General features: G+C 46.4%; 20 protein-coding genes and 1 tRNA gene. 14 read left to right on the plus strand and 7 right to left on the minus strand.

All coding sequences use genetic code 11. From position 1 onward, the window contains the following. Positions 1-75: 75 nt before the first annotated feature. Positions 76-2,469, minus strand: coding sequence for an alpha/beta hydrolase family protein (locus tag VM802_RS11210; RefSeq protein ID WP_325530383.1), 2,394 nt, complete (start codon positions 2,467-2,469; stop codon positions 76-78). Positions 2,470-2,549: 80 nt separating this feature from the next. Continuing rightward, complete coding sequence (locus VM802_RS11215) at positions 2,550-3,251, minus strand: sterol desaturase family protein (RefSeq protein ID WP_325530385.1); 702 nt, start codon at positions 3,249-3,251, stop codon at positions 2,550-2,552. 66 nt (positions 3,252-3,317) lie between these two features. On the opposite strand from VM802_RS11215, the gene VM802_RS11220 reads away from it, so the two are divergent. From VM802_RS11220 to tatA, 12 genes are all read left to right on the plus strand, one after another. Further along, on the plus strand, positions 3,318-3,992 hold the full coding sequence (locus VM802_RS11220; RefSeq protein ID WP_325530387.1) for a FadR/GntR family transcriptional regulator: 675 nt from the start codon (positions 3,318-3,320) through the stop codon (positions 3,990-3,992). A gap of 42 nt (positions 3,993-4,034) precedes the next feature. Beyond that, on the plus strand, positions 4,035-5,261 hold the full coding sequence (locus VM802_RS11225) for an MFS transporter (RefSeq protein ID WP_325530389.1): 1,227 nt from the start codon (positions 4,035-4,037) through the stop codon (positions 5,259-5,261). Positions 5,262-5,295: 34 nt separating this feature from the next. Further along, entirely contained in the window at positions 5,296-6,201 is a 906-nt protein-coding gene (locus tag VM802_RS11230; RefSeq protein WP_325530391.1) for an EamA family transporter, read from the plus strand. Between the two features lie 73 nt (positions 6,202-6,274). Next, on the plus strand, positions 6,275-6,925 hold the full coding sequence (locus VM802_RS11235) for a tetratricopeptide repeat protein (RefSeq protein WP_325530393.1): 651 nt from the start codon (positions 6,275-6,277) through the stop codon (positions 6,923-6,925). 98 nt (positions 6,926-7,023) lie between these two features. Further along, entirely contained in the window at positions 7,024-8,970 is a 1,947-nt protein-coding gene (locus VM802_RS11240) for a TonB-dependent receptor plug domain-containing protein (protein WP_325530395.1), read from the plus strand. Positions 8,971-8,991: 21 nt separating this feature from the next. Next, positions 8,992-9,585 carry a DUF6580 family putative transport protein gene (locus VM802_RS11245; RefSeq protein WP_325530397.1) on the plus strand — a complete coding sequence of 198 codons (594 nt, stop codon included), beginning with the start codon at positions 8,992-8,994 and terminating at the stop codon, positions 9,583-9,585. Positions 9,586-9,748: 163 nt separating this feature from the next. Continuing rightward, positions 9,749-11,068, plus strand: a complete 1,320-nt coding sequence (locus VM802_RS11250; protein WP_325530399.1) for a DUF5074 domain-containing protein — start codon at positions 9,749-9,751, stop codon at positions 11,066-11,068. A 72-nt stretch (positions 11,069-11,140) separates the two neighbouring features. After that, complete coding sequence (locus VM802_RS11255; RefSeq protein ID WP_325530401.1) at positions 11,141-11,650, plus strand: bifunctional adenosylcobinamide kinase/adenosylcobinamide-phosphate guanylyltransferase; 510 nt, start codon at positions 11,141-11,143, stop codon at positions 11,648-11,650. Beyond that, positions 11,647-12,696, plus strand: a complete 1,050-nt coding sequence (cobT, locus tag VM802_RS11260; RefSeq protein WP_325530403.1) for a nicotinate-nucleotide--dimethylbenzimidazole phosphoribosyltransferase — start codon at positions 11,647-11,649, stop codon at positions 12,694-12,696. Before VM802_RS11255 ends, cobT begins: the two co-directional genes overlap by 4 nt. Then, the gene (locus tag VM802_RS11265; protein WP_325530405.1) at positions 12,693-13,469 is read left to right on the plus strand and encodes an adenosylcobinamide-GDP ribazoletransferase; all 777 of its coding nucleotides are present in this window, start codon (positions 12,693-12,695) and stop codon (positions 13,467-13,469) included. Before cobT ends, VM802_RS11265 begins: the two co-directional genes overlap by 4 nt. After that, complete coding sequence (gene cobC / locus VM802_RS11270; protein ID WP_325530407.1) at positions 13,454-14,011, plus strand: alpha-ribazole phosphatase; 558 nt, start codon at positions 13,454-13,456, stop codon at positions 14,009-14,011. Before VM802_RS11265 ends, cobC begins: the two co-directional genes overlap by 16 nt. Positions 14,012-14,143: 132 nt before the next feature. Beyond that, positions 14,144-14,356: a Sec-independent protein translocase subunit TatA/TatB gene (gene tatA / locus VM802_RS11275; protein WP_325530409.1), complete on the plus strand. Its 213-nt coding sequence runs from the start codon at positions 14,144-14,146 to the stop codon at positions 14,354-14,356. 135 nt (positions 14,357-14,491) lie between these two features. On the opposite strand, the gene VM802_RS11280 is transcribed toward tatA, so the two are convergent. The 4 genes from VM802_RS11280 to VM802_RS11295 form a co-directional block, all read right to left on the minus strand. Beyond that, complete coding sequence (locus VM802_RS11280; protein ID WP_325530411.1) at positions 14,492-15,811, minus strand: DUF5690 family protein; 1,320 nt, start codon at positions 15,809-15,811, stop codon at positions 14,492-14,494. Positions 15,812-16,047: 236 nt separating this feature from the next. Continuing rightward, on the minus strand, positions 16,048-17,634 hold the full coding sequence (locus VM802_RS11285; RefSeq protein WP_325530413.1) for a SusD/RagB family nutrient-binding outer membrane lipoprotein: 1,587 nt from the start codon (positions 17,632-17,634) through the stop codon (positions 16,048-16,050). A 26-nt stretch (positions 17,635-17,660) separates the two neighbouring features. After that, entirely contained in the window at positions 17,661-20,870 is a 3,210-nt protein-coding gene (locus VM802_RS11290) for a SusC/RagA family TonB-linked outer membrane protein (RefSeq protein ID WP_325530415.1), read from the minus strand. 128 nt (positions 20,871-20,998) lie between these two features. Then, the gene (locus tag VM802_RS11295; RefSeq protein WP_325530418.1) at positions 20,999-21,583 is read right to left on the minus strand and encodes a helix-turn-helix domain-containing protein; all 585 of its coding nucleotides are present in this window, start codon (positions 21,581-21,583) and stop codon (positions 20,999-21,001) included. An 89-nt stretch (positions 21,584-21,672) separates the two neighbouring features. Between VM802_RS11295 and VM802_RS11300 the strand changes: the two genes are divergently transcribed. Beyond that, a complete protein-coding gene (locus tag VM802_RS11300; RefSeq protein WP_325530419.1) occupies positions 21,673-22,239 on the plus strand; it encodes a MarC family protein in 567 nt (188 codons plus the stop codon). A 47-nt stretch (positions 22,240-22,286) separates the two neighbouring features. Next, positions 22,287-22,361 (plus strand) — tRNA-Arg (locus tag VM802_RS11305). Positions 22,362-22,874: 513 nt separating this feature from the next. On the opposite strand, the gene VM802_RS11310 is transcribed toward VM802_RS11305, so the two are convergent. After that, positions 22,875-23,102: a class I lanthipeptide gene (locus VM802_RS11310; RefSeq protein WP_325530421.1), complete on the minus strand. Its 228-nt coding sequence runs from the start codon at positions 23,100-23,102 to the stop codon at positions 22,875-22,877. Positions 23,103-23,350 lie beyond the last annotated feature (248 nt).

Here is a 23,350-nt window from a genome sequence, read left to right on the forward strand (position 1 = left end):
AACTATTAACCCTCAGCTATTCAGTAGCATACATTGCCCTGAATAGCTGAGGGTTAATCATATATACTGCAGCTATTATTTACAGTACTTCATCAGCCATTCATCCATTTCCCACAGCATATGCAGAATGCTTTCTTTAGCTGCATAGCCATGGCTTTCCTGAGGCAGAAATACCAGCCTTGCCGTACCGCCATTACCTTTGATGGCATTATACAAGCGCTCACTCTGAATGGGAAAAGTGCCGGAGTTATTGTCTGCCTCTCCGTGGATCATCAGCAGCGGTGTCTTAAGTTTATCAGCATAAGAGAATGGCGACATCTTGTAATATACGTCAGGCACCTGCCAATATGTACGCTGTTCATTCTGGAACCCGAATGGTGTAAGCGTACGGTTATAAGCGCCGCTGCGGGCGATACCGGCCTTGAACAGATTCGTGTGCGCGAGCAGGTTAGATGTCATAAAAGCGCCATAGGAATGGCCACCAACAGCGATGCGATCCTTATCACCGATACCCATGCCGGCGATCTTGTCTACGGCAGCTTCCGCATTCATAACCAGTTGCTCTAAGTAGGTATCGTTTGGCTCTTTGTCTCCCTCGCCGATGATCGGCATTTCAGTAGCATCCATCACCGCAAACCCACGGGTAACCCAGAAGATAGGCGAACCGTAAGTTACACGGGTAAATTTATAAGCAGAGCCGCGCACCTGTGCAGCATCGCTTGCAGACTTATACTCACGGGGATATGCCCACATCAGTACAGGCAGGCGCCCATCTTTCGCTGGGTCATAACCTTTGGGCAAATACAGCATTGCAGTGAGGTCTACTCCGTCTTTGCGTTTGTACTTCAGCTGTTGCTTCTGTACACCCAGCAGCAATGGCTGTGGATGCGGGAAAGCAGTGAGGGCTACGGCTGTTTTCTTACGAAGGTTCTGCAGGTAATAGTTGGCCGGAGCAGTTACTGATTCACGTGTGGTTACCACCATCAGCTTTGCCGGATCTATCACATTGGACACCTCTTCATAATAAGGCGCCTGTGAACGCCAGAGAATGTGTTGCTTACCATCTTTCAGGCTGAAGCTGGCCAGGAAAGGGCGGTCGCCTTCCGGAGATGCACCCGGCGCCTTCATCAGCAATTCATTCGCAGTGGAGATATATAATACGGGACGATTGTATTCATTCTTCGTCATCACCGGCTCTCCGGGATCATTGTAGCGGTCATTTTCAGAGCGGTCTATTACAGTTAGCGGCGCTTGTCCCGGATGGGAAGGATCAATACGCTGTACAACCACTTTCTGTTTAGTATCGTTAGAATACATTACCAATGCCGTCTGGCTGTTGCCCCAAGCGATGCCGGAGAAGCGGTCTACTGTTTTTGCCAGTTCAACAGGCGCTCCATTGAAAGGCGCTTCCTGCACATTGATTACATCGCGGAAAGGGACTTCTTTCTTTGGGTCACCGCCATCCAGCGCCTGTACCCAGTATATAGTTGCGGGAGCATCGTTACGCCACGCAAAAGCACGGGGATAATTGCTGGTAGCATCAAAGCCTTTGGGCCGCGCCTCATCCAGTGGTCTGCTGGAGAGGGTTTTCACCTTTTCTCCGTTAATCTTCCAAACTTCTGTTTCCGCGGGAAAACGGCTGCTACCTACCAGGTAAGAGTATGGACGATGCAGTGTTTCCACCAGCAGGTATTGTTTATCGGGAGACGGACTGGCAGTTGTGTAAATGCCCGGCTTACCAATTACCTGTTCGGTGCCGTTGCCTATAATCACCGGCTCAGACCGGAAATAATAATCAAACAGCTGTTCATCATACGGGTTTTTCAACATATCCTGAAAAGTGGCTGCAGGAGCAGCCATCCCGCTTGTCTGCTGAACGGTGGGACCTTCCGGCGCCAATGGTTTCTCCGGCGCCTTACCAACAGATGAAGGCACAGCCAATACAAAGATACGTTCTTCATCCAGCCATACCAGGTCGTCGTGTAAGGTAGTGTTCAGCCTGCGGTTGCTCACTTGCTTCGCGACACCGCTCACGACATCAGCTCTCCAGAGTGTGATAGAATTGTCGTCACTAACGGTGAAGGCTATACTCTTTTGTAGCGGAGACCAGGTTACATTGCTGATGCGTGCATTGGCAGGCAATCCGGTAACCATGTATTCCTTTTTGCCGTTCACTTCCTTAATACGAATGGAAGTCAGGTAGTTACCTCGGCTGTGACCAAAGTTTGCCGGGTTAATGCGCTCTCCTGCCAGACGGTATTCCGGCAGCGACAATTCTTCAATGGTTGGATAGGCACTGCGCTCCATGATCAGCATCTGATCACCTTTACCACTGAAACTTACGGCCGGTAATGGTTGGGCCATCGCCAGCTCCATAATGCTCTGCGGAGGTGTCTGATATTTTAACGCATCCTGGGCATAGGCACGGAAGGAAATAAATAACGATAATGTTAGAACCAGTTTTCTCATATAGCAAATAAACATTAAACACGCACGTATGAATCTGGCCAAAATAGAAAATTATTCCGGAGGAAGTGCCATTAATGTGATCAGCGGGATTGATAAGTACGAAAAAGACGATCCCATATGCTGGTATAAAAACCGAAGTTCTCTTTTTCCTGCTGATGATGATGGTGATGAAAAGAAGATGTACCGAGGTATTTAAAACCCGGCCATTGACAAACCCTTTCGGGCAACGGCTCCATACCCAGGTGTCCCATCATGCCGAAGAAGACATTTATGGCCAGGTAAATCATGATACCATAGATATTCATGCGGAAAAACAGGAGCAGCATCAGCCATAGTGCGCCAAAGCAAAGGGTTTCTACGGGATGAAGAATAAACAGGTCTATAGGCTGCGGATCAACGGCTTCATGGTGCAGCTGGTGCAGCCAGCGGTAGAGAAATGTTTTATGAATGATGTAATGAAAGATATACATCAGCAGATCCATGGCGAGAAACAGAAATACCGCATCTGTGATGATCCTGAATGACAGTGATGTAGTAATGATAATGTACCCCTGTTTCCAGAGCCAGTACCCTGCGTAGGTGACAACAGTATTCAGTGCACACGTGAGCAGGCAGATACCCCATTGCCGTTGGGTATACACAAACATCAGCTGACCAGGCTTCCCTTGCAGCGCATTACCCCAGGCCAGTACTCCCAGCATAATAAGGAGGTTCTCAGTCAGGAAGATAGACCAGAGTTGCCAGGCGGGCATTTGCAGTAAGGTATCCAGGATGGGTTGCATATCAGTTAAAATATCTGTTGTGTCAAAATTCCCAAATAATATCTACCTTTGCAAACATCTGATGATATGATGAATAGTTTAAGCAATCCGATAAAGCGTTTAAGTCTTGCCGAAGAAGTGGCAGGACGTATCCGGGAAATGATCATGTCCGGCAAATTTGCTGTTGGCGACAAGTTGCCCACAGAACCGGAGCTAATGCAGCAGTTTAGCGTTGGGCGTTCCAGTATCCGGGAGGCCGTAAAGGCTTTGTCGAATCAGGGACTGGTACGTGTGCAGCAGGGCCTGGGCACCTTTGTACTGACGCAGACCTGCTGTAACGAGCCGCTGACAGCCCGATTGCAGCGTGCTGCATTTGAAGAGCTCAATGAGGTGCGTTTCCTGCTGGAGGTGAAAATTGCCGAAAAAGCGGCGGTCAACCGCACCAGCAGAGATATTGAAAAGATGAAGGGCTTCCTGAAGAAACGCTATGAGTATGCTATTGCCAATGACCTTGAGCCATGTATACAGGCCGATATTAATTTTCATACCGCCATTGCGGAGGCATGCAAAAACGAAATGATGCTGGATCTTTATAGAACGGTAGCTAGCCACCTGAAACAGTCTTTCGTGCTCCGTTACGGGGATACGTCCTCATTTACCGACTCTCAGCATCTGCACGATGCGCTGCTGCAGAGCATTGTAGACAAAGACCCTAAGAAGGCATTTCACTGGGCTACCAAAATAAGTAGCCACTCCAAGTAATTTTTTTATTCTAAAACATCTGATGATCTGATCTCAATCAAAATGGAAACGACATTAACAGAGGAAACCAAAGCTATGGCCAGCAAAGCGGCGCAGCAAACTGCTTTCTCGATATTAATTGCACTGAGCTTTACACATCTGCTGAATGATACCTTGCAATCGTTGATACCAGCCATTTATCCACTTGTGAGGGAATCACTGCATCTTAATTATTCGCAGATAGGATTAATTACACTTACTTTCCAGATGTCTGCTTCGTTGCTGCAGCCATTGGTAGGGCTATACACTGACCGTAAACCACAGCCATATTCATTAGCAATAGGCATGAGCTTTACATTACTGGGATTAATCAGCCTGGCGTTTGCCCATTCATTTGTCATGGTGCTGGTATCTGTATGTCTTACTGGTATTGGCTCTGCAGTGTTTCATCCGGAAGCTTCGCGACTGGCTTACATGGCTTCAGGCGGTAGACATGGTATGGCGCAGTCATTATTCCAGGTGGGCGGTAATGCAGGCAGCTCCCTGGGGCCGTTGCTGGCAGCCTTGATCATTGCGCCGCTGGGGCAGTTCCATGTAATATGGTTTTCGGTAGCCGCATTGCTGGCCATCGTAGTGATGCTCAATATCAGTAAATGGTACAAGGCCAACACACACCGGCTGAAGCCGAAGAAAGTTGTACAACAACTCGACCAGTCGTTGCTCCCGAAGCGCACTGTTATCCTGTCGCTGGGTATTTTGCTGATACTGGTGTTCTCAAAATACTTCTATATGGCCAGCATGACCAGCTACTATACCTTCTACCTGATAGACCGTTTCCATGTGTCTGTACAAAGTGCGCAGGTGTACCTGTTCATCTTCCTTTTTGCAGTAGCAGCAGGTACTTTCATCGGCGGGCCTGTGGGTGATAAAATAGGCCGCAAGTATGTGATATGGATTTCCATACTGGGTGTAGCCCCGTTCTCTTTGCTACTGCCACATGCTAACCTGATGTGGACAGCCATACTCAGCGTATTCATTGGAGTTATATTGTCATCTGCTTTCTCAGCGATACTCGTATATGCACAGGAACTGGTGCCGGGCAAGGTTGGCATGATTGCAGGGCTGTTCTTCGGGCTGGCCTTTGGTATGGGTGGCGTTGGTTCTGCACTGCTGGGCAAGCTGGCAGATGCAACCAGTATCACCTATGTATACCAGGTATGCGCTTACCTGCCGTTGATAGGATTACTGACGGGATTTCTACCTGACCTGGAGAAATGGAAAAAGAAGTAATTCACTTACATTCGCAGGCTAAAATGGAAATGCTATGTGGAAAGGAATAGTACTTGTCCTGCTGGGTGCATGCAGTTTTGGTATATTATCCACAATTGTTAAGCTGGGCTATCAGCAAGGATTTACACTGGGAGAGCTTTGCAGTGTGCAGGCGGGCTTCGGAATGATAGCCCTGTGGACTATTCACCTGCTTTCACGCGCCAGGACATATGGCCTGAAAAATAAAGATGTGCGGACTTCCTTTATACTGGGAAGCTCCACCGGCCTGGTAAGTATCACTTATTACCAGAGCGTGCAATATATTCCGGCGAGTATCGGTATTATACTGCTTATGCAGTTCACCTGGATGAGTATGCTGGCAGAGTGGGCATTTTATAAAAAGAAACCTACCCCTATCCAGTGGATTGCCGTATTATTCATCCTCGCTGGCACACTGCTGGCTGGCGGCGTGTTTAGCGGCCAGAGCGTACATCTCGACTGGCGGGGCATCGGATTTGGCCTGCTGGCAGCCTTGTTCTATACCATGTTCATTGTAGTGAGTGGCCGCGTAGGGCACACACTTACACCGGTGCTTAAAAGCGCCTGGATCGTAACCGGCGCCTTTCTGTTGATTACGTTGATATTTCCACCAGTATACCTGGCAAACGGTCGTTTCACTGGTTCATCATTATGGTTGTGGGGCCTGCCCCTGGCTGCTTTTGGTACAGTATTGCCGCCGTTCCTGTTTTCTAAGGGGATGCCCCAGACAGGAGTGGCGCTGGGCGCCATTCTCAGTGCAGCGGAATTACCCGTGGCCACCATAGCTGCCACCTTGCTGCTCCATGAATCTGTGACGCCTTTGCAGGTTGCCGGTGTGCTGATCATACTGGGGGCTATCGTGGCAGCCAACGTGAGACGCACACTTAAGCCAGCAGCGACGGTTCAGGGGGTTAAAAGCTAAAACAATAAAAGCTCTTTTTTTATTTATCTTTGCCCCCGCTATTAGAACCAAGTGATTTACGAACAGTTTATTCATGAAAGCATTTAACTTCTTTATTTTATACCGTTTCCCTATCGGGATCGTGTTATTGTTGGGCGGAATTGCGCTGGGCTTCACTGTAGGCTGGTGGGAAGCCACCGTAGTGCTGGTGCTGGCCGTAATATGCCTCGTAACACACATCCTGTTCGGGCCTATGAGATTGGTACAGGAAGCGGTGGAAGCCGGAGACATTGAAAAGGCTACCGCCCTCATGAACATGGTAAAGTTCCCCAAACTGCTGTATAAGCCTATCCGTTCCGTATACTACTTTATGCAGAGCAATATGGCGATGTACTCCAACGATCTGGATAAAGCAGAAGCAACTATCCGCCAGAGTATACAGTCAGGCAGCCCGATGAAAGAATATGAAGGTATGCAGTACTTCCAGCTGGGAACAATTGCCTACCAGAAAAATGATCTGAAAACTGCTGACCAGAACCTGAAGAAAGCTGTGCGTATGGGTCTTCCGGATAAGGAAAATACCGCTGCGGCGCTGCTGACACTGGCCTCCATTGCTATGAGCCGTCGCGATTTCAAATCTGCAAAGGACTATTTCCGCAGGGCAAAAGCACAGAAGCCAACCACTGCGCAGATTGTAAGCCAGATCAAAGAAATGGATAAATACATCTCCCGTATGCCGGGCTGATAATAAAAGATGAACCACACCGGAAGCGGGGATAAAAGCAGATGACCTTCATCGTTTTCATCCCCGCTTTTTTTATATTCCTGATAGAAAAACAACTAATGAAGATAAAACTTTACTCCTTCCTTCTTTTACTTGCAGGCATCAGTGCCGAAGCACAGGACAGCAGTCGCGTGAGTCAGCTAAACGGGATTACGGTTACCGCCGTAAAAGGCCCGCAGAAAGCCAGTGAAACAGGCAAAGTGATCACTATTCTCTCACATGAATACCTGCAACAGAATAGCGGCAAATCCATTGCTTCTATCCTGAACGAGCAGGCTGGCCTCGTGATCAACGCAGCAGAAAACACCCGCGGCTCCGCCCAGGATGTATATATGCGTGGCGCTACCAACGGCAATGCACTAATACTTGTTGACGGACTACCCGTTAACGATGCCTCTCAGATTGCCAACACCTTTGACCTCAATTTCATCACCCCCGATATGGTGGAGCGAATCGAAATCCTCCGCGGGAGCCAGTCTACATTATATGGCTCTAATGCCGTTACCGGTGTGATCAATATCATTACGCGGAAAGCCGGCGACAAAAAACTGGGCCTTGGTGTTAATGTAGGTTATGGCAGCTACAAAGACCGTCAGGTTGGTGTGAGTTTGCATGGTCATCTGCAAAACTTCTCTTACCTGCTCGGCTACAGATACGAAAAAACAGCAGGCTTCTCTGATGCTTACGACTCCACACGTCATGCTGATTTTGATAAGGACGGATTCAACCAGCGCAGCGTGTTTGTGAAGCTTGGTCTGCAAGCCGGCGAACGTTGGACCCTTCAGTATCTCTTTAACTGGAGTCAGTACAATCACGATCTTGACGAAGGTTCCTTCCTGGACGACAAGGATTACAGCGGAAAGTTCAGATACCTGCTGAATGGCTTCAGCAGCGAATATAAATTCAGGAAGGGCAGCTGGCATATTCTTTACAGCTACCAGGACACCCGCCGGGAGCTAACAAATGATTCGGCTGATATTGCACCAGGGCCATGGTCCAGGAAATATGATTTCTCCCGCTTTACCTCCAGTACACACAATGTAGAGTCATATGTGAACTGGGACATTAACGACAAACTGCGGCTGATTGGCGGCGGCGCTTTCACTACCTCCCGCAATGACCAGTACAATAATACCTTACCCAAAGGTCTGGTAACTCCTTATACTGTACGGATTTCAGACGATAGCGCCCATACAAATCAAACCAGCGTATACGCGTCACTATTACTGTACAACATGAACGGTTTTAACCTGGAAGCTGGCGGCAGGCTCAATTATCATAGCATTTACGGGAACAATCAGACGTTTTCTATCAATCCATCTTACCTGATCAACAATCGTCACAAACTCTTCATCAACATATCTTCGGCCTACCGCGTACCCTCCCTGTACCAGCTGTACGCAACACCTTACGGTAACAAAGATCTCAAGCCGGAGCTGACGACCAGTTATGAAGCCGGATACCAGGCCACTGTAGCTCACGATGCCGTGGATTTCCGCATCACCGGGTTTGCACGCAACACACATGACCTGATCATCTTTTATTTCAATCCGGTTACTTTCGAAGAAGGATACCGCAATGCTGATAAGCAGAAGGCCTATGGCGTGGAAGTGGAAGGCAACTGGCGTATCACCCGCGACCTGGATCTTACACTCAATTACACCTATGTGGATGGCCGCATTACTCAGCGCCTGGAAAACAAGTCAGATACTTCCTACTACAACCTGTACCGTATACCCAAACATGCATTGAATGCAACACTGGGCTATCATATTACACCAGCACTGTATACAAGTGTGACCTACAAATATACAGGGCAGCGCTACCAGGGCCCCACGCCAATGGGGGATTATTATACCCTGGATCTCTATGGTGAATATAAATTTGGTAACTTGCTTAAAATTTTTGCCGGCTTCAGAAATATTACAGATTATCAATATTTTGATATACTCGGTTATAATTCCCGGCGATTTAACTTTAATACCGGTATTATTTTTAACTTGTAAACATAAAAACCAGCATAGATAATGTCATTAAAGAATCTTAATCCCCGGTTTGGTGTGTTGCTGCTGTTCATACTGGCAGCGGGCGTAATCCGTGTAGTATTGGGAGCAGATACCAATATGTCTCCTATAGCTATGTTCACACCAGTAGGCGCAATGGCCCTGTTTGGCGGCGCTTCCTTTTCTGAAAAATGGAAATCCTACGCGTTCCCTTTATTAACATTATTCATCAGCGATATTATCCTGATGCAGGTCTTCCACAGACAATATGCGGAAGGTCTACTGTATAAAGGCTGGATATGGAACTATGTGAGCTTTGTGTTCATGGTACTGTTGGGGCAGCTGCTCATTAAGAAAGCAAGCGTTGGCAACATTGTGCTCGCGTCCGTAGGTGCAGCCCTGATTCATTTCCTCTTCTCCAACTTCGGTGTATGGCTCAGCGGTTCTACAGATATTACCACCGGCCAGCCGTTCACCCGTGATGCTGCAGGTCTGCTCAAATGCTATGCACTGGCTATACCGTATATGCAGTACACACTGATCGGTAACCTGATCTACAGCACTATCTTCTTCGGTAGCTTTGAACTGGTGCGCCGCAGAATGCACTTCGCGAGATAGTAAAACTGATACCACATTTACTTTAGGGATTTTCTGATTTGCGGACTTCCTCTTTTTCGATGCACTAAACTGTTTTTTCTTTGACGAAACTGGTTATTGCATCCAAAAATGAAGAAATTCGTAACTCAAAAAATCCCTAAATATTTAAACACTAAATATAACCATGCACAAACTTCGACTTTCGTTTCTTCTGGCAATTGCAGCCATCCTGACTTTCACTGCCTGTCAGAAAGATAATAATGTTGCAGAAATAATTGTTCCTGTTATCAGCAATCCCGGCTTGAAAAACGGACTGGACACTATCAATGTGGGTGAAACCCGTGTATTGAGACCACAACTAACCAACTCCAAGAATCCTACTTTTCTATGGCTGGTAAACGGTACTGTCGCGGGGACTGATTCTACCTATACCTTCACTCCTGCTGCTACCGGTGATTATACCATCTCATTTAAGGTTAGCTCCGGTAATAGCCTGTCGTCTTTCTTTTACCGCATCAAAGTTGTTGACAAATACGATAATGGTTTCTTCATTGTAAATGAAGGTTGGTTCGGACATGACGGCGGAGAAGTGAATTTCTATCGTTATGGCGCCGACACGTTGCACCAGCGCATATTTGCGCGTGAGAACCCAGGTAAAACATTGGGTACCACCACAGAATATGGAGCTGTTTTCAACAAACGCCTGTACCTCGTATCTAAACAGGGTCCGCTGGTGGTAGCAGATGCTTACAATATGAAAGAAGTAGGCAGAATTGCGCAGCTGCCAGATGCTGGCAACGCATTCTGTGGTGTTGATAATAACACAGGTCTTATTTCCACGACCAATGGTGTATATCCCGTAAACCTGCAAACGCTCACAGTAGGCGCGAAGATCAATGGTGTGATTGGCCAGGTAGGAGGTATGATCAAGGCTGGTAACTATGTATTGGTAATGTCTCAGCAGAATGGCATCATCGCCCTCAACAGTAATGATTTCAGTGTCGCACAGACGCTGGTAAAAGCAGACGTTGGTTTCTGCCAGACCCCTGACGGCACGGTGTGGGCTGCAGCAGGTAAATCGCTGTATGCTATCAATCCACAGACACTGAGCGTTAGTAACATTGATGTTCCTTTTGATGTGTATGGTTCCTGGGGGGCATGGAATGCAGGTATGCTGAGCGCTTCCACAACAGAGAATGCGGTGTTCATCGGTAAAACCAATTCGTGGGGCGCCGGCGGCAGGGAAATCTACAAGTATGCAGTTGGTAATCCATCATCATTGCAAACTCCTTTTGCAACGCTGCCAGCAGGTCTGGAGCTCTATGGCGCAGGTTTCAGATATAATCCCAATAACAACACACTGATTGCAACTGCCGTGGAATCCGGCTATGGCGACCATTACCAGCAGAACACCCTGTTCATCTATCATGCAGGTACCGGTGCTACCCAGAAGAGCATTGCCTACACTGGTTATTTCTTCCCGGCTATACCAGTATTCAGATAATAGTAAGCAGTTAGCTACTGGTTGCTGGTAGCTAACTGCATGCTTCTCTCATCATATAAAATCTATCTCTACATGATCCATCTGATCACCGGCGGCGTAAGGTCCGGAAAAAGCAGATATGCACAGGACATGGCTTTGTCGCAGAGCGCACACCCTGTATATGTAGCTACAGCCAAAGTTTGGGACAACGACTTTGCGCAACGCATAGAAAAGCATAAAAATGACCGCGGGCCGGCATGGATCAACTACGAGGAAGAAATGTATGTGAGCAACCTCCCGTTGGACGGGCACACCGTGGTGATAGATTGCGTAACGCTCTGGCTTACCAACTTCTACACAGAAAATGAATATGATCCAGAGAAGACACTGGCCGCCATGAAGCAGGAAGTACAACTGCTGCATCAAAAAGCAGGCACCTTTTTTATCGTCTCCAACGAAATAGGAATGGGCATACACGCGGACACCGTGGTAGGACGCAAGTTTGCAGATGTTCAGGGTTGGATCAATCAGCATATTGCGCATATAGCTGATACCGTTACACTAATGGTATCAGGCATCCCGGTTGTAATAAAAAAGTCATGATGAAAGAAATTATAGTGACTCCGCTCTCACAGGAATTAAGAGAATCACTGCAAGACAAGATCAATCAGAAAACCAAGCCTCCCGGCTCACTGGGAAAGTTGGAAAAGTTGGCATTGCAAGCCGGATTGATTCAGGAAACGCTTACACCGGCGCTGAAAAAACCCGCAGTTATTGTATTTGCCGGCGACCACGGCATTGCCGCTGATGGAGTTGTGAACCCATTTCCGCAGGCCGTAACAGCACAGATGGTTTATAATTTTCTGCAGGGAGGCGCCGCTATCAATGTATTCTGCCGGCAGCATCAGTTGCAGCTCATTGTGGTAGATGCAGGTGTTAACCATGTTTTTCCGCGACATCCTATGCTCAAGGACAGGAAAATTGCAATGGGTACACAACATATGCTGCGTGGACCAGCTATGTCACAGGACCAGTGCAGATTAGCAATGGAAGCCGGGGCGGAAGAAGTAAGGATGTTACATGAAGGGGGCTGTAATATTATTGGATTTGGAGAGATGGGTATCGGCAATACATCTGCCGCAGCACTGCTGATGAGCCATTTCACCAGTATTCCTGTGGCCGATTGCACGGGCGCGGGCACTGGCAGTAATACACAGCAGCTGGCACAGAAGAAAGCTGTACTACAACAGGTGATCCAACATCATCCGTCACCACGCACCGCTTTGCAGGCCCTGGCCACTTTCGGAGGCTTCGAGATTGCGATGATAACAGGCGCCATCTTACAAGCAGCCGCACTGAAGATGATAGTGGTGATCGACGGGTTTATTGTAACCTCCGCCTTACTGGCAGCGGTGGCAATGCAGCCTGCAGTAAAAGATTATTGTGTTTATGCACACTGTTCTGAAGAGAAGGGACATAAGGCCATGCTAGGGTTCCTGGGAGTGCAGCCATTGTTACAGCTGGATATGCGTCTGGGCGAAGGCACCGGGGCCGCAATAGCCATTCCCGTTATACAAAGTGCCGTGCTGTTCCTGGAAGAAATGGCCAGCTTCAGCAGCGCGCAGGTATCAAACCGTAACAGCATATGAAAAAACAATGGCAGCTGATACTTACAGCTATCATGTTCTATACACGTTTACCCGTTCACGTTAACATGCCTCACAGCGAGGAGGCCCTCAATAAAGCTACCCGTTACTTGCCGCTGATAGGCTGGCTTACTGCTGCTATTATGACGGCTGTGCTCCTCGGTTTCGGAGAGATCGCTCCCAGAATGGTATGCATCCTGCTGGCACTGATTGCCGGCATATGGGTTACCGGCGCGTTTCATGAAGATGGCTTCGCCGATATGTGTGACGGCTTTGGCGGCGGCTGGACTAAAGAACGTATCCTGGAAATCATGAAAGACAGCCGGATCGGCACTTTCGGCATGCTGGGACTGCTGCTCCTGATGACGCTCAAATTCACCTCACTCCTCTCATTACCCCTGGATCACGTAGCGCTGGCTGTTTTCATTGCGCAGCCGCTCAGCCGCTTTGTGGCCGTTACCGTTATTTATACACATTCTTACGCCCGCGAAAATGAAGACAGTAAAGCCAAACCAGTATCCAAAGGTATTACCTTGCAGGACTTACTGCTGGCAGGTATTTTTGGCATTACCCCGCTCATTATCGCTATGATATACCTGCAGAATTATACCCTCCTTCTTATCATTCCGGCACTCGTGCTGGCCCGCTGGTATATGGTCCGCATGATGAGCAAATGGATAGGCGGTTATACCGGCGACTGCCTCGGCGCCGTTCAGCAGGTATCCGAAACAGTCATATATTTGTGCTTTTGCATACTCACATGGAAATATACCTGATACGCCACACCACTCCCGCTATCGAAAGCGGTATCTGTTACGGGGCTTCTGATATTGATGTAGCCGGTACTTTTGAAGAAGAAGTCGCACAGATCAAAGCCAAACTGCCTGCGGGCGATTTCGACGTATATACTAGTCCATTAATTCGTTGCCGGAAGCTGGCCACCACTCTATTTGGTGACAATATCACTACTGACGACCGCCTCCGTGAAATGCACTTTGGCGAATGGGAAATGCTGCCCTGGGATAATATTGACAAAGCTGCTTTGCAGGCATGGGCAGATGATTTTGTACTGGCAAAAGTACCTGGTGGAGAAAGTTATGAAGAGCTCTATACCCGCAGCATGGATCTGGTGACAGAACTGATAGAGAAAGGCAACAATACAGTGCTCGTTACACATGGAGGAGTGATCAGATCTATCCTGGCGCACGCTACCAATACCCCGCTGGTAGACTCATTCGACCTGAAAGTACAGTATGGACGGATTTCCCACCTGCATGTGGAAAACGAAGATATAAAAGTGATATTTTATAATTCATAACAATTTAAAAATCTGTTTATTATATCAAAATTTCTAAATATCTGGCTAAAAAACGGAAAAACTCGTATTTCGTGCTAACTTTATGTGTGGAATACACAACTCTATAAGTAGAACAACATAAAAACTGTGATAATGACAACTACATTTTTGAATATCCCGCTTTTGTTTCTGCAGGAAATTGGTATCAAAGAATTGCTGCTGATTGCGCTGGTGGTATTGCTTTTATTTGGTGGTAAAAAGATTCCTGAATTAATGCGTGGTTTGGGTAGCGGTATCCGTGAGTTCAAAGATGCAAAAGACGAGCCTAAAAAAGAAAGCAAACCTAATACTGACGCTAAGTCCTGACACTGACTCTTTGTGATTGTTTCGATTTTCACGATGTGTGCAGATCAAAGCGACTGAATAGTTGGAGATAAATAATTTCATAAGAAAGCCTGTTCTGGTTTACACCGGAACAGGCTTTCTTATGTCTGGTCGCTGTTATATCAGGGCAGCAGTAGCTTCTTGCTGACCAGGGGTATTGTTCACTGCATCATATCTTTTTTTAAAGTATAGGGAAGACACAATCATCATCACGATACCGGTAACACATACACCGAAAACCGCGTTCATGAAAAACTGGCTCCACGACAGATTGATCCCGCCACAATTCTTCGCCAGCATCACTCCTACGCTGCCGAGGTAACCAAACGAGTCGGCCACATACATAATAAAGCCAACATTGCTTACGTATTTAAATACTGCAATTAGTCTCTCAAAAAATATACAGTTAAACGGAATGTATCCCATATACAAACCCAATCCGGTGAGTGTCATCCACCATACAGGATCCAGACGATGCTGTCTGAAAAGAAGGGTGCTGATCAACGCAATGAGAAAACCTGTGATCACAATAAAATGATTCAGCATAAATGCATGGAAATTATTTTTTACAAACACCAGCATTCCCAGTATCACTATAATAGCCACAGATATGGGTATTTCTGTTTGGGTGAAGATGCCGGCTGCAGAACCAAATCCCAGGTCTTTCCAGATGTCGGCAGCAAAATTATCGCGCATATCACGCAGAACAGTAAGTAATACATAACTACCTATCAACAGTATTAACCCCGGTAAAAAAGCATGCAGAAACTTCTTCCGCTCCTGCTTATTCATGGGAGCACGTTTTGTGCGGAGAGCCTCATCTGCTGTGCTGGGAGCCGGAATCTGCTCCAGTAATAGAATAAACAACAGTATCGGTCCAATAAAAACCAGGCCTGTAACAAAGGGCATCCAGGTTTCCGATATGCCCCAGTCGACCACCGTCATTTTACCCACAGATTTCACAAACCCAGATGAAAAGATGAAACTGATTGAAAGCACCGCCCCCATGAACTCGGTGCTGCGCCTACCTTCCAGATAGCTGAACACCAATCCCCATATCATCCCTAATGGGAAACCATTGATAAAAAGAAATACAATATTCCAGGGAGCCGGCGCCAGCGCAAAACACAGCAACGCAATCCATGCAATCAATATCAGCACAATTATACTCTGTGCCCTCTTGTTGCCTTTCATTTCTGCAATAAACCTTATCCCATAAAATTTACTGCAGGCATACCCTATTGTCTGTGCTATCACCAGCCATATCTTGTAATCCACCCCCAGGAAAGACATTCCTTCGAAAATAGCCGCTGTAAAGGGCTTCCTGAAGGCATACATACAGGAATACGTTCCGAACGCTACCAGCGCGGCATACAGGGAAAAAGTAACATGATGCGCTCGCTGCAGCCGCCGCTGTATCCAGGGAATATTCAACATGATTTCAAAAACGATTTGGGTCAAAGGTGATATTCCTATGTAAACAGAATGTTAACAAACACTAAACTTATTATTAATTTTTGTTAACAACAAATATAGTAGCGGAGGTAAAAGCGAAAGGCCCTTCCTGCTGTGCGTTTCAGCAGGAAGGACCTTCCAATTTTTATTTCTAAACTATAAACCTTTACAATCTTCGCCCATCACAACAATCAAACTAATCACATAAATCACAGTTCTTATTTAATCAACCACATCTGAGCATTGATATCATCAGTACCAGAGCCAAATTGACTTTGCAGTGCAGATGTCCAGTTAGTGGTATTGGATGCTTTTTCGTTATCAGGATACTTGAAGCGTTTAGGGATCATACCGCTGTTGCCGGTACCGCTGCCAGTGCTGAATACTGGTACACCGGTTCTGCGCTGATTGAAATAAGCCTCCCAACCTGAGTTCTGGAAGAACGCCAGGTACTTCTGGGTAAGTATTTGTGTGAGCCCGTCAGCATTGTTGCCTTTATAGCTTACTGTCGGTTGCTTATAATACACGTTCTCAAAATCAAATGGGATGTCATAACGCACACCGCTATATGTTTTTGCCACATTGCCTGCAACATTCACCGGTATGCTATAAAAACCAAGAGAAGCCTTGATGCCTTTTTTATACCATGCCTCTGCATCTGCGTCTATCCAGCCACGGTTGGCAGCTTCCGCAATGTTGAAGCAAAGCTCCGCATAACCGATGATCACACCCGGTTCGGCGGTATAGCTGCTATAGTAGCGGCTGCGACTGCGTAGGGAATAAACGGCAGTATCCACATTCGACATTTTGGACGACATATTATCGAGGCTTTCACCAGACGGAGCACCTACATAAGCGGTAATGTCTGTAGGCTTTTTATGGAATTTGTTCAATTGCTCCGTAGCTGGTTCAGCTGTAACATAGGCCCTCGGATCGTTGAGCGAAACAAGTGTATTCAGGTAACTAGCCGACATGTTATAACGCGTAGCGTCAAAGCCCAGATTATCTGGGTTTACAGGGTATTTATTGATGTTGTTATAGATGAACTGCAGGTTCTGATCCATACTTTCTATCAGCGGGTATTTTGCCGGGTTGGAGATGATATCCTTGAACTGCTGTGCTATCTTCAGATCAGCATCTCCCGTTTTCTTACTTAATGCGATCAATACCCGTAAACGGAAAGTATTCACTGCACGTTGCCATTTGGCAAGGTCATTACCAAAATAAAAATCACCTTTCAGTATTTGTCCATCTGCACTGGCGCTTTTATCCGGGTTGGCAACCAGCGCGGTCAGCTGAGTGTTGGATTCTTCCAGCCAGCTGAGTATTTGCAGAAACACAGACTTTTGTGAATCGTAAACTGGTTCCAGATCACCCTTACCCTGAACAGCTTCCTTCAGCGGCAAATCGCCAACCAGGCTGGTCATGCGGTAGTAGAAGTATGCACGGAAGAATTTACCGAGTGCAGTATAAGGGTTTACGGCCTGACCACCAAGGCGGGCAGCCTCCTGTTCCATTTGCTGCACATTGGAAAGAGAGAAGTAATTACCGAGGTCTGCCCCGCTCCAGTCGTAGCGCTGATCACCGTAATAGTTATAGTTACAGCAATCGAACTGGTTCCAACGCATAACATTGCTCCACGGCTTGTCACTGTTGACATCACTCAACACACCACCCAAAGCCAGGCTTGGTGGAACTTTGGAAGGCTTGTTGGTATTAATGGAGTACTCGTCAAATTTTTTGTTGCAGCTACTGAAGGCAATACCAGTCAGCGCAGAAAGTGCAACTATTTTAAAGAATTTCATACAAAGCATGTTTAAATGGTCAGTGATCAGAAAGTAACATTTACGTTAAAGCCATAGCGGCGTGTGGTAGGTGTCTGCAGTGTAGAAGAGTTCTGGTCGCCGCCAGGATACTGATCCAGATCTACGTCCTTGTCCTTTGCAAAATAGAGCAGGTTCCTGCCTACGAAAGAAACGTTGGCCGCCTTGATGAATGTGCCTTTCAGCAGGCTTTGCGGTAGTGCATAGCCGATGGTCACCTCACGCAGTTTGGCAAATGTTTTACTGATTAAGTTAGCTTCGTTTGTTTTATAATAGATGCTGATATAATCCTGCAGGTATGTTTTGGTACCATTTGGAGCAAATTGCATTTTATCAGCATTGGTTACATTACCATAGTTGTCATATTGAATCGGTACACCGTTGCTGATCTGCACACCTTCACCCTGCCATGATTTCACACCTTTGTAGTCCTGATAACGGGCATCACCCATCGCGCCCTGTGTTGTGAGGATATTGCGGCCGCCGCGGAATGTCTGCTGCTGGATATAATCGATCATGCTACCGCCAACGCGTCCATCAAACTGGAAGCTGAGAGATACGCCTTTATAGCTGAAGGAGTTGTTGATACCCCATACCCAGTCAGGATTAGCGTAGCCCAGGAACTGGTTGGTAGGATTCACGATAGGACGACCATCTGCACCATTGACGATTTGGCCATCAGGAGTTCTAACGAATTTAGTTCCATAGAATTTATCAGTGCGGTCGCCCACACCCACGAATGCATCCAGTTTATCACGGCCAGAAATAATGCTTACATATTTCTCGTTGAATGTAGACCAGTTCACCAGTACATTCCAGTTAAGTCCATTCGGGTTCCTGAGAGGATTGGCATTCAATGACAGCTCTATACCCTGTTTACGTGTAGATACGCCGTTTAACTTATATGAATCAAAGCCGGTGCTGGCTGGCGTAAATATGGTATAGATACGCGGACCATTCTTGGCATTGAAAAAGGTTGCATCAAGACCGATACGGTTATTCAGGAAGCGGATGTCCATACCAACCTCAGATACCTTACTGGTGAAGGGGTCCAGGTTATCGCTGTAAAGTACTTTTGTAAAGAAGGCCCCAGCCTGGTTGCCATACACCTGTTTTACATCATACACCATAGAGCTGTACAATGGTCCATCGTATGCAGATTCATACTGTGTGCCATAACCAAGTGGGTAACTGGCTTCAGGTGTTGCACCAATGGTAGGAGCTGTTTGTCCACCTTTCACATTAGCATAAGAGCCGCGGAACTTCAGGAAAGAGATGGCTTTCGGGAGTTTTACATAATCAGATACTACTGTACTGAGAGATGCTGAAGGATAAGTATATGACTGGTGGCCAACAGGAAGGTTGGATGCCTTATCCATCCTGTCTGTCAAAGACACCGTTGCATATTTTCCCAAATCAATATCCACATAACCGTAGGCACTCAATACCAGCATATTTGCTTTATAGTTGGTTGCATACAACGGATCACGGGTATTGGCAAAGCTGTACCACCCTGGTGCATTCAGATAGTTGGTGCTTACGTAGCTGGAATTGTATTTATATGAACGTGCGTTACCACCCACTGAAGCATGCAGACGTATTTTGCGGGGGAAAGTGTTAGTATAGGATAACAAAACATCGGTATTGTTATCGAAGAGTGTACGTTTATCTTCCCTGTAATCACCTTTACCTTCCTCACGGCCATAAGGGTGCGCAGAGTAAGGCATCTTCTCATTCCTCATCAGATCGTAAGTGGAGATCTGTGTGCGGGCCTGTATTTCCAGGTTATCAGTAATCTTATAGTTCAGCTTCGCGTAACCGTTGATATCGGTTTTGTAGTGACCGCGCAGCCACTCGTAGCTCATAAACCAGGGGTTGTGATAACGCTGATATTCTGCGTAGATAGACTGAATACCCTCTTTACCAGGCTGCCAGTAGTTGCGCATGTCATCCATACTCCAGTCGGCGCCGGCCCATATCAGTGTATTATATATAATACTGTTGGGACCATAGGCTACATCCGGGAAATTGTCTGAGAACTGGCGGCTGTAGTTCATGTAAGCATCGAGACGGAGACGTGGTGAGAAGTTATATCCTGCAGAGATGTTGAAATTAGTGATATTGAGCTGTGTATTGGGTACAATACCTTTCTGATAGGAATTAGACAGGGAAAAACGCAGATCTGCCTTATCAGTATGAGAGGATACAGCGAGGTTGTTAGTGCTCAGCATACCCGTACGCAGGAAGCGTTGCAGGTTGTTTTTACCACGGGCAGTCCAGGGGGTACCAGTACGCTTGCCTGTGGCGGGATCTACGGGGCTGTCATACTGAGGAATGAGTTGTCCTTCAAATTTAGGTCCCCATACATCGTAGTCGGCATCGTTTACACCGGCACCTTTACCATCCACGAAAGCATATTTACCGTGGTCGCCTGGACCATATTCATCCTGTACCTTAGGGATGGCATTGAAGCCATTCTCGAACATAGTGCTGGAGTTAAAATCAATGGAGAAGCCTCTTGCGTCTTTTGATCCTTTTTTGGTGGTGATCATGATAGCGCCGAATAAACCGCGGGAGCCATAGAGAGCGGAGGCGGTGGCGCCTTTCAGTACAGTATAGCTCTCGATATCATCCGGTGAAATATTCCAGGTATCTGAGTTAATAGGAACACCGTCCACCACATAGAGAGTGGCTTTGTCGCCACGAAGCAATACCAGTGGTGCAGACAGCAGCTCAGCGGAAGCACCTACAGTGAGACCTGCCACCTTACCAACGAGGCCGTTCACCGGGTTGGGCTCACGGGCTTTGATGAGGTCTCCACCTTTTACTTCCTGTACGGCATAGCCCACACGTTTTACTTCTTTTCGTATGCCCAGCGCCGTTACTACGACTTCGCTGAGGGCTTTTTTGTCCGGGTCCAGTGTGATAGTAATGTTGTTGCCGTTGTTGACTGGCTGAAGAGCAGTGAGGTAGCCGATAAAGCTGACCTGGAGGATGTCTGTACCGGCGGCGGCGATACTGAAATTACCCGATGCGTCGGTTACTGCACCGCGGTTGGCGCCTTTAACCTTAACAGTGGCGCCGATGACCGGTTGGTTATTGTCTGCCCCAATAACCTTACCTGTAACAGTTTGCTGGGCGTTGGCAGCGAGCCCAATGAAAAGTAGCAGCAGGAAAGCATACAGCTGCCTGAGAAAGCGATGTAGATTTAAGTGCATGGCAAAATTAGATTTGCTTGATAAAAGTTTACCATGCAAAGGTTAAGCTCGTATATGATGCGAATGTTAAGTTATACTAAAGTTTATGTTAAGTATTTGTATATTATATGTTACAACGTCCAAATATGCTATTTATCGCTTTCCAGGAAGAAGTATACGACAAGAATAAGCGCATCATCATTACCGACATTGGCGGGTTTATGTCCAAGCCGGCCATCAAAGAAGAGTGAGTCCCCTTCTTCGAGGATATATTTTTCATTATCTATCAGGTACTCTACAGTGCCTTTGATAATATATTTATACTCATAGGCATCTGTTTTTACGATCTGGGAACGGCGTGCGCCTTTCTTCAGCTCGAGCATTACGATGTCCACAGGGAAGTTTTTGATACTTTTAGTGAGGACCCGTTTGTAGTGGAACCCTTTTGCGGGTTCCTTTTCGAAGGGCTGATAGGAAGACTGCTGTTTGATGATAACCTTGGCGCCTTTGGGTTGCTGGTCAATTTCGTTGAAGAACTCGTTCATATCGAGGTTCAAAGCCCTGATAATGTTGATCAGTACCAGCAATGAAGGCACTGTACGGTTGTTCTCAATTTGTGAGATCAACCCCTTACTTACTTCCGCCTTATCTGCCAGCTCCTGGATGGTGATCCCTTTGGCTTTCCGTTTTTCCTTGATCTTATTACTGATCTGGATAATTATGTCTTCCGTCATAACAGGTTTCAGTTATAGCAAAGATAGGCAGAAAGGCTTAAGCATAAAACCTTACCGCTTTCTGGTTATATTTACACAAAAGAAACAGCATGTTCAGTATCGACCAAATTCTGGCTATTACTTTTACGTTATTTGCTGTGATTGACATTGTGGGCTCCATACCCGTATTGGTTTCCTTAAAAGAAAAACTGGGACATATAGAGGCCGGCAAGGCCACGCTGGCATCAGGCTTCCTGATGGTATTATTTCTGCTGGTGGGCGAACCCTTCCTGAAACTGCTCAGCGTTGACGTACATTCGTTCGCGGTAGCCGGTTCCATTGTGATATTCGTGATCGGGCTGGAAATGATCCTGGGGATAGAATTCTTCAAGAGCGAAAAGGACACCCAGGCCGGAAGCATCGTACCAATTGCCTTTCCCCTGATAGCTGGTTCCGGTACACTCACCACTATTATGTCGTTAAAGGCGAACTTTGGCGAATACAACATTCTTGCAGGCATTATCCTTAACCTCATCATCATATTTATTGTGCTACGCTCACTGAATTACATAGAACGCCTGCTCGGCAAAGCCGGACTGATGGTAGTACGCAAGTTTTTTGGGGTGATACTGCTGGCCATCGCTGTGAAAATATTCAAAAGCAATATCAATCTTTAGATCAATTTTGGTTTTTTACTTATAAAATGTAGCTTTGCAGCCTTGCTGGCCTCGTAGTACAATGGATAGTATAAGAGTTTCCGAAGCTCCAGATTCAAGTTCGATTCTTGACGAGGCTACCAAAAAGATAATCCGCCCAATTTCAGCTTTACTGAGATCGGGCGTTTTTCATTACTGGACGTGGGTTTTAGAGGAAAGAGCGAAAAAGGGAAGTAAAGAGAAATTAACCGTCCGTGTACCCCGGCGTGTACCCCCATAGCGATAGTATATTCACCTTATTTATCAATTCCAAACATACGCCTACCCCTTCCTGATACCCATTACTACAAACATATCTATGGGATAGATCCGCATCAAGTCCCCCTTAACTTTGGTGTTAATTTACTATACATACGACTACCATATGGTAAAGCTATATCATAAGTAACCCTTTTTCTTCATTTCAATTTCACAAGGAAGAAGTGTTATCAAATTTTCAACCAAATTTTCAATCTGATTCTATCGGAGTAAAATGGCAAATGATCAATATAAATGTATTGCGAAGAGATGATCCGTCATAACATAAAAAGGATAGACCCAAAGTAAATCAATACTTCTGGTCCATCCTTTTTTAGCATTGCTGAGACTAGTTCAGCTTAACATCTGTCACGGATATCCGTCAGACAGTCAATAAAGCGAGTTTGCACAGGGCAGCTCGTGTTCGGTCTGTTGGACGTCGCCCCCGGGCAGTCGCAGATAGTTCTTACCCTGGTTTGACAACCAATAGTCGTCCAGTCGCCACCACCGGTAATAACGTTCTGCTGTAATTCAGCAATAGTTTTCTTGTGCAAGGTTAATTTTGAAATGAGTGTTTTCTTTTTCATACTATAGAATTTAAAAAAATAGAATGCTGGTTAACGAATAAGGCACTATTGCAATTCTTTTGGATTAACGTTCCTGGTATTTCATAGTCAACAATATTATTTTCCCTTTTATCTGAGAAAGCCCGAAACAATAACCTTATATTTCTCAAATTTGCATTAATACCTACTGCCTGACAATACCGGGATACAGGTATTTTAAACCTGTTAAGCCATACGGCATGATAATAACTGCTAATGATTCACTTTAA

The organism is Chitinophaga sp. (genome assembly GCF_035538455.1).
Lineage (GTDB): Bacteria > Bacteroidota > Bacteroidia > Chitinophagales > Chitinophagaceae > Chitinophaga.